Source organism: Spirochaetota bacterium (assembly GCA_035477215.1).
Lineage (GTDB): Bacteria > Spirochaetota > UBA4802 > UBA4802 > UBA5368 > MVZN01.
This window is the reverse complement of the sequence record DATIKU010000048.1, coordinates 26235-41790: the sequence shown is the minus strand read 5'-3', so window position 1 is coordinate 41790 and position 15556 is coordinate 26235. Positions and strand designations below refer to the sequence as shown.

The window sequence follows — 15556 nt, the reverse complement described above, 5'->3', positions numbered from 1 at the left end:
AGATCGAATTCCTTGCTTCAGGCCCTGAAATATGGTAGCTTGATTACGGAGGTTGGCGATGCAGGAGGCGCTGGTTCTGATAATCACCCTGGCCGCAGCCGTCTACGGTATCATCCGGGTGCGCAGGATGATTGCCGGCAGCCGCGAGTGCGAGTGTGACCGCTGTCCCGTGGCCGATTGTGCCGGGCGGGGAGTTGACGATTCGCCCGATTGCGACGAAGAAAAGGCGCGCTGAATAAGTGGGGTCGGGCCGCAGTCGCATGGTCCGGGGCGCGGTTCGGTTCAGGTCGTCGCATCGGGATTGCGGATTTTTTCCATCACCTCAACGATCAAAGCGACAAGCTCCCTGCGTACCTCGATATACGACCTGACCAGTCCGTTCGCTTCGAGCGATTTTTCCAGCTCCTTCTTCTCCTCCGCCGGGATCTCGGCCGCGCTTCCCGTTCTCGCCGTACGGTCGATCATGGCGCCCAGCCGAATCAATCGCACGAAAAGTTCGCGAGAGGGCGCTTCGGCGTTCACTTCCGAGCGCAGCCGGTCGTGGCGGACCGCAAGGGGATGGCGGCGGATGAGCTCCGCAAGTTCGTCGGTTTTTTCCCGAATCTCTTCAGCTCCAGTTCCCATACGCCCCGGCCATCCTTAATTGAATCGTTTCCCGATGCGTTTATGTCGGCATCCGGGGGCTTTCAAAACTCACCATCCCGCCAAAATACGCAAACATTTTTCTCTTGACGAAGGTCCCTTTCGCTCCGTTTACTATGCTACGCAGTCAGAGTTGTTTTTGGATGGATAGGCAGGGCGGGTTTCCCCCGCCTGTGGCGGAGGGAAACGGGTATTCCCTGGATTTTCATCACGTTTATCGTAAACGGGGTTGGGCATGGAAGAACAATATCGGCAGGCGGCGGAGATCATAGGAGGCGCGAAGACGGTGATATGCCTCACCGGGGCCGGGATATCGGTGGAAAGCGGGATCCCGGATTTCCGCGGCGCCTGCGGACTGTGGGAGAAGTACGATCCCCTGGAATATGCGCATATAGACGCGTTCCGGCGAAATCCGGAGAAGATATGGAAGATGGTATTCGAGCTCATCGAGCTCACATCGAGCGCCTCACCGAACCCGGCGCACAGGGCGCTTGCCGATCTCGAAAGGATGAACATCCTCCGGTCGGTCATCACTCAGAACATCGACAACCTCCATCAGGCGGCGGGAAGCAAGAGCGTCATAGAGTTTCACGGCAACGCCGGCCGGCTCGACTGCCTCAACTGCGGCCGGAGCTACGGCGCGGGCGAATTCGAGCTTAAAGACAGGGTGCCGCCCTGTTGCGACTGTTCGGCCGTGCTCAAGCCGAGTGTCGTTTTTTTCGGCGAGGCGATCCCCGTGCGGGCGCTCGCCGAGTCCGAACGGCTTTCCAATCTGGCCGACGTAATACTGGTCATCGGCACCTCGGCGGTCGTTTACCCCGCAAGCAGCATACCGTATATCGTTAAATCCAACGGCGGCCGGGTCATCGAGATGAACCTCGAATCGACCGGCCTCACTCATTCGATTACCGACGTCTTCATCCAGGGACCGGTCGGCACCACGCTCCCCGGGCTCGCCGCGCGCCTGTAGAGCGGGACGCGCCGCGGCGAACATGAACGCCGGCGTGGCCGCGGGAGTAATCGTTTAATAACGAATCAGGCCATGAACCGCATACAGATACTGCCAGAATCGGTAAAAAAGAAGATCGCCGCCGGCGAAGTGGTGGAGGGGCCCTTTTCGGTCGTCAAGGAGCTCGTGGAGAACTCCATCGACGCAGCCTCCACGGAGATCGAGGTGGAGATTTACGACAGCGGACTTAAAAAGATCGTGGTACGCGACAACGGCTCGGGGATACACCGCGACGACGTGGCGCTCGCGCTCATGGAACACGCGACCAGTAAAATCCGTGAGATCGGCGATATCGAGCGGATCGCCACCTTCGGTTTTCGCGGCGAGGCGCTTTCGAGCATAGCGGAAATATCGCGCATAACCATGTATACCAGGACATCCGGCGGGGAAGAGGGTGCCCGCCTGGCGTATCGCGAGGGATCGCTCGAAATGCGCGACTATGCGGGTCCGGTGGGGACCACCATCATCGTCGAAAACCTTTTTTACAATACACCGGCGCGTAAAAAGTTCCTGAAATCGAAGACAACCGAGATGCGGAACATTCGCGCAATTTTTTTGCGAATGGCGCTCGCCCATCCCGAAATACGCTTCGCCCTGCTTTCTGAAGGGAAGCCGGGCATCAGGCTGGAGCGAACGTCCTCCATCGCCGAGCGCGCTGCGCAGGTTTATGGAAGCGAAACGATGAAGCGGCTCCAGCCGGCCCGCCTGTCCGATATCAGCGTATCGATAGAAGGATTCCTTTCGACGCCGGAGTTTCTCAAATCGACACGCTCCATGCAAATGCTCTATGTAAACAGGCGAGCGGTGGAGTATCGCTACCTGGGATTTCTCCTGTCGCGCGCCTACGAGGGCATCGCCGCGCAGGGGCGCCTTCCCGCGGCGATACTGTTCATCGACGTGGACCCCGGACTCATCGATGTCAATATCCATCCGGCGAAGCGTGAGATCAAGTTTTTCGACCAGAAGTATTTCGACAACCTTATTACGGCACTCTGCCGCAAGGCGCTCGGAGAGCGGCCCCATGCGATCGGAGAGGGAGCGTTGAGGACCGAATCCGCCCCGGGCGGCGAAACGGAGTATGGACGGGATGAGGTCCTTCCCTTCGGCGCGGACGAGTTCCGGGAGGGCGGGACGTCCCAAACAGCGGCTGATGCGTGCCGCCTCGGAGCGGACCGGCCGGCGGAGGGCGCGGACAATGAGACGGCGCGAAGCATCGTAAACGAGGGAGCTGCGCTCTACCGTGATCTTCGCGGGCAAACCGCGGTACGCGCGCTCGGCGTGGTCTTCGACACCTACATTCTCTGCGAGGACGCCGAATCGCTCTGCATCGTCGATTTTCACGCCGCGCACGAGCGTTTCATCTACGATGAGCTCATGAAAAAGGAATCATCGTTCGAATCGCAGGCGCTGGTCTTTCCGAAGGTTATAGAGCTTTCGCTGGAGGAATTTGGCGTCATCGGCGAACATGCCTCCTTCCTCGCCGAAATAGGATTTGACATGGACGAATTTTCGGAAAATGCTGTCATAGTCCGCTCCGTGCCGGTGCTCGCCGCGGGGATCGACATCGACGGTTTTTTCGCGGACCTGGTCGAGTCGCTGACGGGCGATGAAGGTAAAACGATGGGCGTGAGGGAGCGTGTTGCGCGGCGGCTCGCCTGCCATTCGGCGCGGAGGGCGGGTGACGGCCTCCTGGCGCAGGAGATTGATCTGATCATACAGAAGACCTTCTCCGGCGCGTATGAACTACGCTGTCCGCACGGAAGGCCGTTCGTCTACAGGCTCGGCAGATCCGATATGGAGAAATTGTTCAAACGATCATGAAGAAGATAATACTCGGAATCTCGTCATCCATCGCCGCATACAAGGCATGCGATCTCACGCGCCTCTTCGTCAAGGCGGGATATTCGGTGCACTGCGTTCTTACCGAAAACGCCGTCCACCTGGTCACGCCGCTCACGCTCGAGACGCTCTCGGGAAACCCGGTCTATACCGAAACGTTCGCCCGCGAGCGCCGCGCCATGGGCCATATCGAGCTCAAGGACGATGCCGCGCTCATGGTGGTTGCGCCGGCTACGGCCAGCATCCTGGGGAAATTCGCAAACGGCATTGCCGACGATCTTCTCAGCACCACCTTCCTGTCGGTGCTCTGCCCGGTCGTGATCGCGCCGGCGATGAATCCCAATATGTGGGGACACCGTGCCGTACAGGCGAACATGGAGAAGCTCAAATCGTGGGGCGTGCGCTTCGTCGAGCCCGCGGAGGGTCCGGTGGCCTGCGGCGATTTCGGATACGGAAAGCTGGCCGAGGTCGAGACCATTTACAGGGCTGCCATGGATGTTCTTGAGGAATAGAAAGATCATCGTTACCGGCGGTCCCACGCGCGAGTGGATCGACCCGGTGCGGTATATATCGAACGCCTCGTCGGGCAAGATGGGAGTGGCCCTCGCGGACGCGGCACATTCACTGTCGGGCGATACGGTGTTCATCCACGGTCCCATGGACCGGTCACTTCTGGCCGGCAGGCCGTATCGTACCGTAGGGGTGGAGTCCACCGAAGAGCTCCTCGCCGCGGTGATGAACGAGCTTACGGGCGGCGCGGTGCTCATCATGGCGGCCGCGCCCGCCGACTATCGTCCCGCCGGGCGCGCGACCCTCAAGATCAAGAAGCAATCGGAAGAGCTAAGGATAGACCTAATCAAAAATCCCGATATACTGAAAACCGTCGCGTCGAGGAAGGCCGCCGACCCGTTGCTCGCGGGGCTCTTCGTGGTCGGGTTCGCGGCTGAAACGCACAATGCGGAGGCCTATGCCCTCTCAAAGCTGAAGGAAAAGGACCTGGACATGATCTGCCTCAACGATGTCGCAAAGGAAGGGGCCGGTTTTTCGGCGGACACCAATATCGTCGTCATTTTCACGCGCGGCGGCGGACGGATCGATTTTCCGCTCATGCCGAAGAAGGAGCTGGCTGCCGGAATTCTTGAGAAAGTCGAGCTCGAACTTGCCGCGCGAAGACAGTAAAGGGGATGCGCCCGCGCGGAGGCCCGTGGGATTGCGCAGGCCTGAGGGCGTTTTCCGCGAACCGGGAGGTTGATATGTGGCACAGGAAGCCGGCGGTCGCAGGTTCGTTTTATCCTTCAAACCCCGGGAAACTCGCGACCGATATAGACACCTATCTTAAAAATGCGGGCAAAGTCGGTATCGGGGGTGAACTTTTCGGGCTTATCGTTCCGCACGCCGGGTACGTTTATTCGGGGCCGGTCGCGGCGTATTCGTATAATCTGCTGAAGGGCCTGGGCGTGCAGGTGGCGGTGGTGCTGGCGCCCTGTCATCGCGCCCGTTTCGACGGCGCGTCGGTCATCCCCTCCGGCCTGTATGCCACCCCGCTCGGCGATGCGACCATCGACGAGGCGATAGGCGGTGAACTGGTAAAGAAGTCCCGCATTACGTTCATCCGCGAGGCGCACGACAGCGAGCACTCGCTCGAGGTGCAGGTGCCTTTCCTCCAGCGCGTGCTCGGCGAATTCACCCTGGTTCCGATCGTCGTCGGGACGACGGACCTTGCGGTCTGCCGCTCGCTGGCCGCGGAGATGGCCGAAGTCCTGGCGGGAGAAAAAAGACGTTTCGTGGTCGTTATCTCCACGGACCTTTCGCATTACCATCCGTACGAGGAGGCCAGGAGGATCGACGGGGTCTTCATCGAAACGCTCAGGCGCTATAACACGGGCGAACTGTCCGGTTCCCTCCGCGCCGACAGGTCCCAGGCGTGTGGAGAGGGGCCGGTACTGACGGGCATGGAGCTGGGGAGCCTTATGGGAGCGTCCCGCGTGGAAGTGCTCAAGTACGCCAATTCGGGCGATACCGCCGGCGGCAGGGACCAGGTGGTCGGTTACCTGGCGGCAGCGATCGTTAAATAAATGAAAGAGCAATGGTCGCTGCCGTAACGAAAGGGCCGGGACATGGACGGAACCACAGGATACGAAAGATGATAGAACTGAGCGGGGAACAGCAGGTCAGGCTGCTCGGACTGGCGCGACGGACCATCCGGAACGTGCTCGACGGAAAGGGCCTGCCCGAAATCGATATGGTAGATGATTTCAGCGACCGGATTTTCGCCGAAAAATGCGGGGCATTCGTGACCCTGCATGCCGGCCGCGCACTGCGGGGGTGCATAGGCTATATCAAGGGAATAAAGACAATCCCTGAGACGATCATCGACATGGCGAACGCTTCGGCGTTCAAGGATCCGCGCTTTCCCCCGCTCGGGAAACGGGAATACGACATCATCGATATAGAGATATCCATCATGTCCCCGATCGAGGAGGTGCGGGACGTATCCGAGATCGTCATCGGTCGCGACGGGCTTATTATCAGCGCCGGGTACCGAACCGGGCTGCTCCTTCCCCAGGTGGCCACCGAATGTGGCTGGGACGGGAATACTTTCCTCGAGCATACGTGTTACAAGGCGGGCCTGCCCGGGGACGCCTGGCGGGCGAAGGGTACAAAAATAGAAAAGTTCTCCGCCCAGGTTTTCGGCGAAAAGGCGCACGGCCTTAAGTAACTTTCCGTAAAGCGCGGCTCCGCGGCGCACGATAATTAAATGTACGGCACCGGTCGAGGAGGTACAGTATGAAAAGAACCATCTTTGTTTTCATCGTCATTGCCCTTGTGGCGGCGGGCTGTAAGAAGTCGGAAAAAACGCCTGAGCCCGCCTATGTAATCACGAAATGGGCGAGGGCGATCCAGGACTTGAATTATCAGAACTATGCACGGTGTGAGGCGTATCCAAAAAGCGAAGCCGTGTTCAGGGACATGTACCGCGACTATTACCTGACCGATCTGATGGTCACATCGGTGGAGGACGCGAACGAGAAGGATATCCGCAAAGACCAGGACGGCAATCCCTTCGTACATCGATCGCTCTCCTTCGAGGCGAGCGCCGTAAAGAGGACGAGCGGCCGGCCGTATCAGATCGTGCGCGGAGATGCCGTTTTTATCAGGTTTACCGAGGGCAAAATGGCGGCGCAGGGGTGGCTTATGTCCAATCGGACGTTTGTCACGATAAGCCGGTAAGCGTACGCCGGAATAAGCGTATGCGCAATCTCTGTTGCTGTTGTAGGGGAAAATCAGTATAATTAATATTGAATGCGCGGCGGTGGGGCAATCCGCAACGCGCGGGTGATCGGGGATATTCATGGAGCACGCGGCCGTACCGGCCGCAGATTACAATGAGATACGGAATCAGAAAAAAAACACCGGTTTTTGTGCTCATCGCGATCATGATGATGTCGTCCGTGGCGCGGCCTCAAAGCATTGAGGAGCTCGACCGCCGCGCAAGCGAATTTTACATGAACAAGGAATTCACCCGGGCGCTTGGAGAATGGCTGCGCATCCTCGAAATCGAGCCCGACAACGAAAACATCCAGAAAAAGATCGAGATGCTCTACGAGGAGAAGCACCGCAAGGACCTCGCCTATCAGAAGGCCCGGTTTCATTACCGGCTGGCCCGTCAGGAGCTTCCGGTGGACGTTCAGAAGGCCAAGGACGACTCGGACGTGGCGATAGCGAATTTCATAGTCGCGTACAGGATCGACCCGGCGGATCCGGATTTGCAGATAATGCGCGAGGACATGCGCAGGCTTCAGGAAGAGCTCCGGATCGAGCTTGCCAAAAAGCGCCTGTCGGAAGAGCTTAAACAGCGCTACATCGCCCTCATGCAGGACGCCGCCGAAAACATGAAGTCCATGAAATTTGAACAGGCGCTTTCAAACTACAAGGAAGTGCTCGATTTCGTCCCCAACGACACGGTTGCACTCGAGGGCCTGCGAAACGCGGAGCTGGCGATTTCGAACCGGCTCAAATACGAGAAGATTCAGCTCCTCCTGGCCGCCGGGGTTGCCCTTTTCGGGGAGAAGAAATATAAGGACGCGCGGAACGATTTTGAGGAGATACTTTCACTCGATATCAAAAACCGCGAGGCGAAGAGATACATAGACCGGATCGACGAAATCCTCGAATCAAGCAGAAACCTTGAGCTCGCGCGCATCCAGGCCGAGCAGTTTTATCTGTCGGGCATCGAAAACATACGCAAAAAGAACTTCGACCAGGCGGCGGATGATTTTGAAAACGCCCTTTCGATGGTCAGTAACTATAAAGACACCCGCGCGCGGCTGGATGGCCTGGGCCGGCTCCGGAAGGAATACGCCGAGGAGCAGCGCATGCTCCGGCTTCGGAACATCGACCGCGAGTTCCAGAACGGACTTCTGGCATATTCGGAAGGCCGGTATAAGGAAGCGCTTTCCCATCTGGAAAAAACCCTGGTCCTTGACGCCGGCAATGAACTGGCAAAAAAGTACATCGTCATGGTCAAGGAAGCCATCCGCGATATAGAGGAAGAGGTGGTCGATGTTGACTCACCCTATTATAATATAATAAACCCTCTGATTGTATCCGGCAGGCAGCTCTATGACAGGGGCAATTACATCGAGTCGAGAAAGCGGTGGGATGATATCCTCCGGTTATTCCCTAAAAACCGCATTGCCCTCGAACACCTTTTGAAATGCGAACTGGCGTTGAATCCCGCCGCCTTTCAGGATTTCGCGCAGAAGATCGTCGATGAGGGCAAGGAGCTCCTCGAGGGACGGAAGTTCGCGCAGGCGTTGACAAAATTCGAGTTGATACGGTCAATATCCGCCGACTATCCCGAGATCAACGACCTTATCGGCGCGGCGAAACGGGGGGCGGAGCGGACCGCGCCGGCGGGCGTTAATCCGCAGGAGACCGAGGCGCGCTACGCGCAGGGCATGGAGCTCTACCAGCGCGGGGGCCAGGGGAATATCGAGGCGGCCCTTGGCCATTTTCGCTGGGTAGCCGCGCGGGACCCGAACCATACCAGATCACTGATTGCGATGAACCGGATCGAGTCCCAGCTTCGCTTCGGCGGCGGGGAGGTCTCCCCGGAAAGGGGTGGTCTTACCGATAAGCAGAAAACGCTCGTGCGAACCTATTATTATAACGGAATCAATTATTATACAAACAATAATTTCGACAAGGCCATTGAGGAATGGCGCAAGGTGCTGGTGATCGATCCGACCCACGAAAAGGCGAGGAACAACATACGTAAAAGTCTGGTATTGTTAGGAAGGTGATGATGGGCGCAGAGGACAGAAAGAAAAAAACCGGCGACACTCGTCCCGAGGCGGTCAAGGATGGTCCCGGCGCGAAAAAACGGGAAGGAAAAGGTGGGGCCGGGAAAGACGCGGCCGCGCGCCGGGAGGGACCGAAGGTGGGGTTCGGTCTGAGGATGAAGTTCTCCCTGGCGATCATCACGCTCGTATCAGTTGTCATCATCATCATGACGCTCTATTTTATCCGCACGGAAAGCGCGCTTCTCAAGGCCGAAATCATTAAATTCGCCGAGCGCGAGATCGAGCACCTCACCAATACGGCCCAGGAATCGATCAGCGCGAAGGACGAACTCGCGCTGATAGCCGCCGTTCGTAACGTTCAGAAGATCCCGTCGATCCGCTACGTCTATATCTTCGATCCGAACGGAAGGATCATACAGAACTTCGATCCAGAGAAAAACGGAAGCGATATGGAGGATGATGAAATAACGCGGAAAGCGAAGGAATACGCCGAGACCGAGCGCCCTCTCATGCTCGACTTTCCGGACCCGGTCGAAAAGGGAGGCATCATATATGATTTTTCCAGTCCGGTGCTCCATACCCTGTTTAAAAACAGGATCGCCTCGGTCCGAATGGGGTTTTCCGACCGGATCATCCGTGATCAGATCGCCGAGGTCACCCGGAACATCATGGTAATCGCCGTCTTTTTTCTCGCCGCGGCGATCGCAGGATCGTTTATTCTTGCCAGCGTGACGATCAAGCCGATCAGAAAACTCTCCGAGGGGGCCGCGATAATTTCAACGGGCGACCTGGAATATAAAATCGACATCAACAGGTCCGATGAGCTGGGGCTTCTCGCCAAGGATTTTAACATGATGACGGAGAAACTGAAAAAAGCCAAGGAATTGGAGATCGAATCAAGGATCATGGAGGAGCAGCTCGAACTGGCGAAGGAAATCCAGGAGGGGCTCAATCCCATGGGATTTTACGAGAAGACGGGCATCCAGATAAAGGGTTTCACTCGCGCGGCGAAGGGAGTGGGAGGCGATTATTTTGATTACAGTGATATCAGCGACACAAGGGTGGGGGCCCTTATCAGCGACGTTTCGGGCAAGGGGGTTCCCGCATCCCTCGTGATGGTCATGATACGCACCGTGTTCACCAACTCGGTCAAGAACAATAAACGTGTGGACTGCGCGACCATCGTCCGTTCGATCAACGACGCCCTCAGCGCCGACTTCGCCGTGGACAAGTTCGCCACGCTTTTCTTCATGATTTACAACCGCGAAACGGGAGAGCTGTCTTTCTCGAACGCCGGGCACGGACCGCTGTTTTGCTATCGGGCATCGCTGGGCAGGTGCACGGTGACGAACCTGGAAGGCATTCCCATTGGAATAACCGAGGACGTTGAATACGCGCAAGCGAAGGTGCGGCTCGATCCGGGTGATATCGTAGTGTTATATACGGATGGTGTTTCCGAGATGCGTAACGAAAAAAGAGAGGAATACGGCAGCCCCCGCCTGCAGAAGCTGCTCATGGCCAGCAGCGATCTTAACGCTCAGGGAATAGTCGAAAGGATAGTCGAAGACGTTTCGACCTTCCAGGGGGCGGCACCGCAACATGACGACATGACGATGCTGGTTATGAAGAGGGTCTCCTGACGGCGGCTACAGCAGCTCATCCTCGCTTTCGAATATCTTGAAAAACTTGTCGAGCGTGGCGAGCTTGAGAATGTTCAAAACGTCGTCGTGTATGTTGACAAGAGCGAATTTCCCGCTGTGGGCTTTCATCTTTTTCTGGCCGGCCACCAGGGCGCCGATCCCCGACGAGTCCATGTAATTGACGTTCTTGAGGTCGACTATTACGCTGGAATGCTTGCCGTCAGTTATGCTGAAAAGCGCCTTCTTCAACTCGCTGACGTTATAGAGGTCCACTTCGCCGCTTACCTCCACTATTTTATGTTCCCCCAGGTCCTTGAATTCTATTTCCATCAGCCCCTCCAAATCGCCCCATCAAAAGATGATTCCCTTTATTTTACGGTAAGGCCGCATTCCGGCATAAGCAGAAAGACTACTTTTTCCGGAGTGAACATGTCAACGCAAAAAAATATTTTCGTTGAAATCGCGGCTCAACCGCGGTCACTGGCCCGGTCAAACCGGCCCCCGAACAATGTATCAGACCCGTGCGGGGTCATGTAAAGAACAAAAATCCACCGGCTATTCTTTTTTAAAGACGGGAAGGGTCACGGTGAATTTCGCCCAGCTCCCCTGTTCCGATTCAACGGCTATGGTGCCATTGTGCTTTTCCGCTATGGTTTTGCATATATAAAGCCCCAGGCCCGTTCCCTTTACACCTTCGGTTCCCTTTTGTTTGAGTCGGGAGAAGCGCTGAAACAGCCTTGCCTCTATGTCTTCTCGGGATATTCCAACGCCCTCGTTGAAGACGGAAAGCGCTATGGCGCCACCTTTCTCCTCGAGCGTCAGCTTGATCTCGGTTTCGGGTTTGCCGTATTTAATGGCGTTGTTGACAAGATTGGTGACCAGTATCTTCAGTAAATTCGGATCGCCGTTGATTACGGGCCTTACCTTGAGGTCGGTGGTAATGGGCATCTTTTTCATGTTTGCGACGTGTTCGGGCAGTTCCACAACCGGCTTCACGACCTCCTCCGCCAGGTCGATCGGCTGGGTGAAGGCCTCTATGTTGTTAAGTTCCATCTTTGAAAGGTCGAGGTAGTTGCGGATGATGTCTTCGAGGTACTGGCAGTTGCGCAAGATGGTCTCGATCGTCTTTTCCTGGCTGGGGTCAAGCTTGCCGAAGTAGCCCTTGTAGAGCGTCTCGGCGGTGGTGTGCACCACGCTTATGGGGCTTTTCAATTCGTGCGACACGATGGACATGAGGTCAAGCATCCGCGTATGCGAGCTGTCCTGACGCGAGGCGATCGCGTTTTTAACGATTTCCCTCAATTCGTCGGGAGTAAAGGGCTTCGGAATATAGTCGAAGGCGCCGTTTTTCAGGGCCTCGCGGGCCGTTTCCACCGTGGCGTATCCGGTGAAGATGATGACGGTAACATCGGGCTGTTCCTTCTGGAGGGTTTTGAGTATTTCCATTCCGCCGAGTTTGGGCATCATGAGGTCGGTGATGACGATATCGTATTTTTTGCTCTTCGCCATCTCGAGACCCTCGATGCCGGCCGGGGCCGTGTCGATCTCGTAGTCTTCGTTCTTGAGAATTCGCAAAGAACTCTTGAGAACCACTTCTTCATCATCAATGATAAGAATCTTTATCATGGCCATTTTATGCCCTTTTCCGGATACGGAATCATCGCGCCCGAACGCCCGCCTCAGGCAGCCGTTTTATGGTTCCCCGCCGCCGGGGAAGACGGCACACCGAGTCCGGGAATAAACTGCGACACGGTGCGATGAATTTCAAGCACTTATTGTGGAAATGCCCGCCATCGGCGGTTACGCGCCTGGTCTCACTGGGACCCGCCCTGCGCCACGGGTAAAACAATGGTAAATGTAGTCCCCTCTCCCGTCGAGCTTTTTACGGTGATGGAGCCGTTATGTCGTTTGATGACGCTATAGGTGACGGCAAGACCCAGTCCGGTGCCCTTTCCGGTCTGCTTGGTCGTAAAAAAGGGATCGAATATCCTGCCTATGTTCTCCTCGCTGATGCCATGCCCCGTGTCGATGAACTCGACGATCACGGCGTTCTGTATGGAATCGAAGCCTGTTCGGATGGTAAGCGTGCCGCCCTCCGGCATCGCATCCGAGGCGTTGAGGGACAGATTGTTGACGACCGATTTAATCTGGTTGATATCGACCTCCATGTCGGGCACGGCGGAGTCGAAGTCCTTGACGATGCTGATGTTCTGGAAGTTGACGTGCTTTTCGAGCAGCGAAAGCGTTTCGTTGATGACCTTGTTTATGTTCGAGCGCTCCTTCTCGATTCGCGTTTCCCTGGCGAAGTTGAGGATCTCGCGGACGATCTTGCGGCAGCGCAGAGTCTCGTTGACGATCACCTCGAGGTCGTCTTTATGCTCGGTGTCCTTGAGATCCTCGAGCAGGATGGAGCTGTAGGTGAGCACTCCGGTAAGGGGATTGTTGATCTCGTGGGCGATGCCCGCGGCGAGCTTCCCCAGCGAGGCCAGCTTTTCCGACTGTACTATCTGGTTCTGCGTATCCTCCTTGAGGAGATTGTCCCGCTCGACGATGGCGGAGACCATGGAATTGAAGGTCTTGCAGAGATAGCCCAACTCGTCCCTGGAGTCGACAGGGATCTGAATATTGTAGTTGCCATCGGCGATCTCCTTCGACGCGTTGACCAGATTGTTGACGGGGTGCAGGAAATTCTGGATGAGATAGATCGAAAGCCCGACGGCGATTATGAGGGTCACGATGATGATGGCAAGGAAAAGAACGGTGGTTTCCCTCTTGATGTCGTTGAACTTTTTTTCTATGATGCCGACGTAGAGTATGCCGATCACCTTGCGGTGCAGGTCGTAAATGGGGCTGTAGGCGGAAATATACCAGGTGTTGACCACGAAGGCCTTGTCGAGCCACAGATTCCCGCGCTCGAACACCTTCTTGTAGACTTCCTCGGAAATGCGCGTGCCGATGGCGCGCACCCCGTCCTCCCTGAGGACATTTGTCGAAATGCGGAGGTCATCGAGGAAAATCGTCGCCGTGCCGTATTCAAACCCATGGTATTTCTTTTCCTTAAAAACGAGGCTCTTGATCTGGTCGACCATGTCGTAGTTACGGTTGATCAGGCGCGCTCCGTAGATGATTCCGATAAGCCTGCCGTCGCGGATCATGGGCGAGGCGGCCTTGAGGACGAGCCCCCTGTCCTCATAGGTGGCATCGGTTTTTCGAGCCATGGGCGTGGGAATGAATTCGATGAACGCCCTGTTGGCGAGGTCCCCGCCTTCCCGGACCAGGTGTTCGCGGGAAATGATGTCCGAACCATAACAGGATTTGAGGTTGGTCCGGACGTAACTGACATACTTGTCGTCCGAAACACTGTCGCCCGTCCTGGCCGGATTGCCCGCCCTGACGATCACCCTGCCGGCGGGATCGACTATGTTAAGGATGTCGAGACCGAGCTCCCGCTTGACCTCCTGGAGCTTGTTGACGAGAAGCCTCCTGTCGTTATACTCTACGGCGTCGTGGAGGTAGGCGAGCAGCGAAAGGTGGCGCATGAAGAGATTGATTATTTGAATCTTGTCTTCGTAAATGTAATGCGCGGTCTTGAGGTCGTTCTGGACCTGCTCGTAGGCCTGTCCCACGATGTTGTTGTTGATGATTCGCAGGCCGATGGTAATGGAGGCGGAGCCGATGATGAGCACCACCGAAACGAGGCTGAAGATCAGTTTTATGCTAAGGCTCGCCTGTATCCTGGGTTTCATATCACTTGAAGAGCTTATCGATGAATTCAGATAAGTCCAGAAAATTATTCACTTCTTTCATCTCGGCACAGTGCGCGGCGTAAAGGCCCGCGATACTGTCGCTCCAGTCCCAGAGGTGGCGCCTGTCCGGGTTGAGCCAGAAGATGTTGCGCGAGGACTCCTTTATTCGCATGAACGAGTCGATCCCCGGGTCCTGGTTATTGTTCCGCGCGTCGCCGAGCACCAGCACCGTGGTCTTTCTCCCCAGCGATTCGCTGTAGCCTTCGACGAACTGGTCGAAACACCTGCCATAGTTGCTTCCGAAGCCGTAGGTGAAGTCGGTGTCGGTGAAGATCGAGTTGAGCGCGCGCTCGGGGTCCATTTCCATGAAGAGCGGCGTTATTTCCACCATGTTGCTGATAAAGGCGAAAGTTCGGACTTTCGAGAACAGCCCCTGCAGCGTGTAGGTGAGGAGCAGCATGAAGCGTGAGTACTGGTTTACCGAGCTCGAGATATCGCACAGCACCACGAGTTGGGGCCGGTCGATCTTCTTGTCGCGGTAAAAAAGCCTGAAGGGGATTCCGCCATGGGCCAGGTTGCTTCGGAACGTCCGCTTGACGTCGAGCCCGCCGTGCTTTACGCGTTTCTTGCGCAGGGATATCCTGTTTTTAAGTTTCTGGCCGAATCGTTTGACGAGTTCCCTCATCTCCTGGACCTCGGCGGGCTTCAACTGATAAATATATTTATTGAGAAGATATTCCTCGCGCCTGCGTATGGACTTTCCGATGTACCTTTCCCTTATCCTTCGGCGAACGCGGCCGATGATGAACCTGGTCGTGGCATCGTCTTCCTCCTCATCCCCGGCGCTTTCGGACCGCCCCCGGCGCGTGCGCGCGTTCATGATCATCATGCCGAGCGCTCCGGACGAGGACGCGAGCGATTCATCGTCAAGAATGATGTTCACAATGTCACGCATGGAGCGCGTTGCCAGGGTTTCCTCGGGCAGGCTTTCGAGAAAAGCGTCTATCGCGTCCTCAGCCTCGCGGAGGTTTTCGGAGGAGGGGCCGTTTTCGTCCGCACCGGTGTCTCGGAGGACTTTCGGCGGACTGTCCATCTCGTCAGCCGGCCGCCTGTCGAAGAATTCGCTGAAACAGCGTTCGAAAATTGGAATATCGGTGTAGTCCTTGACGAGGGTGGTCGCGAGTGCCTGTTTAAAAAGGGCCCTGTCGGTGAAGTCGACGTGGCCGAGTGCGCCGAACGCGTCGATCGCCTCAGACGGAGAGACCCGCACGTCCGCATCTTTAAGTATCCTGACGAACTCGAGGATCTTTTGCGTTCCGCGTCGCTGTTCTTCGGTGGCATAGGGCATAACGCTTGATCGTCGTACCATGACTT

Annotated in this window: 15 protein-coding genes; 10 read left to right on the top strand and 5 right to left on the bottom strand. The window is 56.5% G+C overall.

Annotated features, from left to right (window positions below):
* Positions 1-58: 58 nt before the first annotated feature.
* Complete coding sequence (locus VLM75_11335) at positions 59-235, top strand: hypothetical protein (GenBank protein HSV97509.1); 177 nt, start codon at positions 59-61, stop codon at positions 233-235.
* A 47-nt stretch (positions 236-282) separates the two neighbouring features.
* Here VLM75_11335 and VLM75_11330 read toward each other — a convergent pair whose 3' ends face one another.
* Complete coding sequence (locus VLM75_11330; GenBank protein ID HSV97508.1) at positions 283-624, bottom strand: YlbF family regulator; 342 nt, start codon at positions 622-624, stop codon at positions 283-285.
* A gap of 253 nt (positions 625-877) precedes the next feature.
* On the opposite strand from VLM75_11330, the gene VLM75_11325 reads away from it, so the two are divergent.
* From VLM75_11325 to VLM75_11285, 9 genes are all read left to right on the top strand, one after another.
* A complete protein-coding gene (locus VLM75_11325; protein ID HSV97507.1) occupies positions 878-1612 on the top strand; it encodes an NAD-dependent deacylase in 735 nt (244 codons plus the stop codon).
* 72 nt (positions 1613-1684) lie between these two features.
* Positions 1685-3472: a DNA mismatch repair endonuclease MutL gene (mutL, locus tag VLM75_11320; GenBank protein HSV97506.1), complete on the top strand. Its 1788-nt coding sequence runs from the start codon at positions 1685-1687 to the stop codon at positions 3470-3472.
* Positions 3469-4002 (top strand): flavoprotein, encoded by a 534-nt coding sequence (locus VLM75_11315; protein HSV97505.1) that lies wholly within the window; start codon positions 3469-3471, stop codon positions 4000-4002. Before mutL ends, VLM75_11315 begins: the two co-directional genes overlap by 4 nt.
* Positions 3986-4669, top strand: coding sequence for a phosphopantothenoylcysteine decarboxylase (locus tag VLM75_11310; GenBank protein HSV97504.1), 684 nt, complete (start codon positions 3986-3988; stop codon positions 4667-4669). The genes VLM75_11315 and VLM75_11310 overlap by 17 nt, the downstream gene beginning before the upstream one ends.
* Positions 4670-4743: 74 nt before the next feature.
* A complete protein-coding gene (gene amrB / locus VLM75_11305; protein HSV97503.1) occupies positions 4744-5565 on the top strand; it encodes an AmmeMemoRadiSam system protein B in 822 nt (273 codons plus the stop codon).
* Between the two features lie 68 nt (positions 5566-5633).
* Positions 5634-6209, top strand: a complete 576-nt coding sequence (gene amrA / locus VLM75_11300; protein ID HSV97502.1) for an AmmeMemoRadiSam system protein A — start codon at positions 5634-5636, stop codon at positions 6207-6209.
* A 68-nt stretch (positions 6210-6277) separates the two neighbouring features.
* Positions 6278-6721, top strand: coding sequence for a hypothetical protein (locus VLM75_11295; protein HSV97501.1), 444 nt, complete (start codon positions 6278-6280; stop codon positions 6719-6721).
* Between the two features lie 155 nt (positions 6722-6876).
* Positions 6877-8796: a tetratricopeptide repeat protein gene (locus tag VLM75_11290; protein ID HSV97500.1), complete on the top strand. Its 1920-nt coding sequence runs from the start codon at positions 6877-6879 to the stop codon at positions 8794-8796.
* Entirely contained in the window at positions 8796-10436 is a 1641-nt protein-coding gene (locus VLM75_11285; protein HSV97499.1) for a SpoIIE family protein phosphatase, read from the top strand. Before VLM75_11290 ends, VLM75_11285 begins: the two co-directional genes overlap by 1 nt.
* 6 nt (positions 10437-10442) lie before the next feature.
* Here the strand turns inward: VLM75_11285 and VLM75_11280 are convergent, their stop codons facing one another.
* The 4 genes from VLM75_11280 to VLM75_11265 form a co-directional block, all read right to left on the bottom strand.
* Positions 10443-10766: an STAS domain-containing protein gene (locus tag VLM75_11280; GenBank protein ID HSV97498.1), complete on the bottom strand. Its 324-nt coding sequence runs from the start codon at positions 10764-10766 to the stop codon at positions 10443-10445.
* A 225-nt stretch (positions 10767-10991) separates the two neighbouring features.
* Positions 10992-12068, bottom strand: coding sequence for a response regulator (locus VLM75_11275; protein HSV97497.1), 1077 nt, complete (start codon positions 12066-12068; stop codon positions 10992-10994).
* A gap of 182 nt (positions 12069-12250) precedes the next feature.
* Positions 12251-14182 carry a cache domain-containing protein gene (locus VLM75_11270; GenBank protein HSV97496.1) on the bottom strand — a complete coding sequence of 644 codons (1932 nt, stop codon included), beginning with the start codon at positions 14180-14182 and terminating at the stop codon, positions 12251-12253.
* Between the two features lies 1 nt (position 14183).
* Positions 14184-15551, bottom strand: coding sequence for a VWA domain-containing protein (locus VLM75_11265; protein HSV97495.1), 1368 nt, complete (start codon positions 15549-15551; stop codon positions 14184-14186).
* Between the last annotated feature and the right edge of the window lie 5 nt (positions 15552-15556).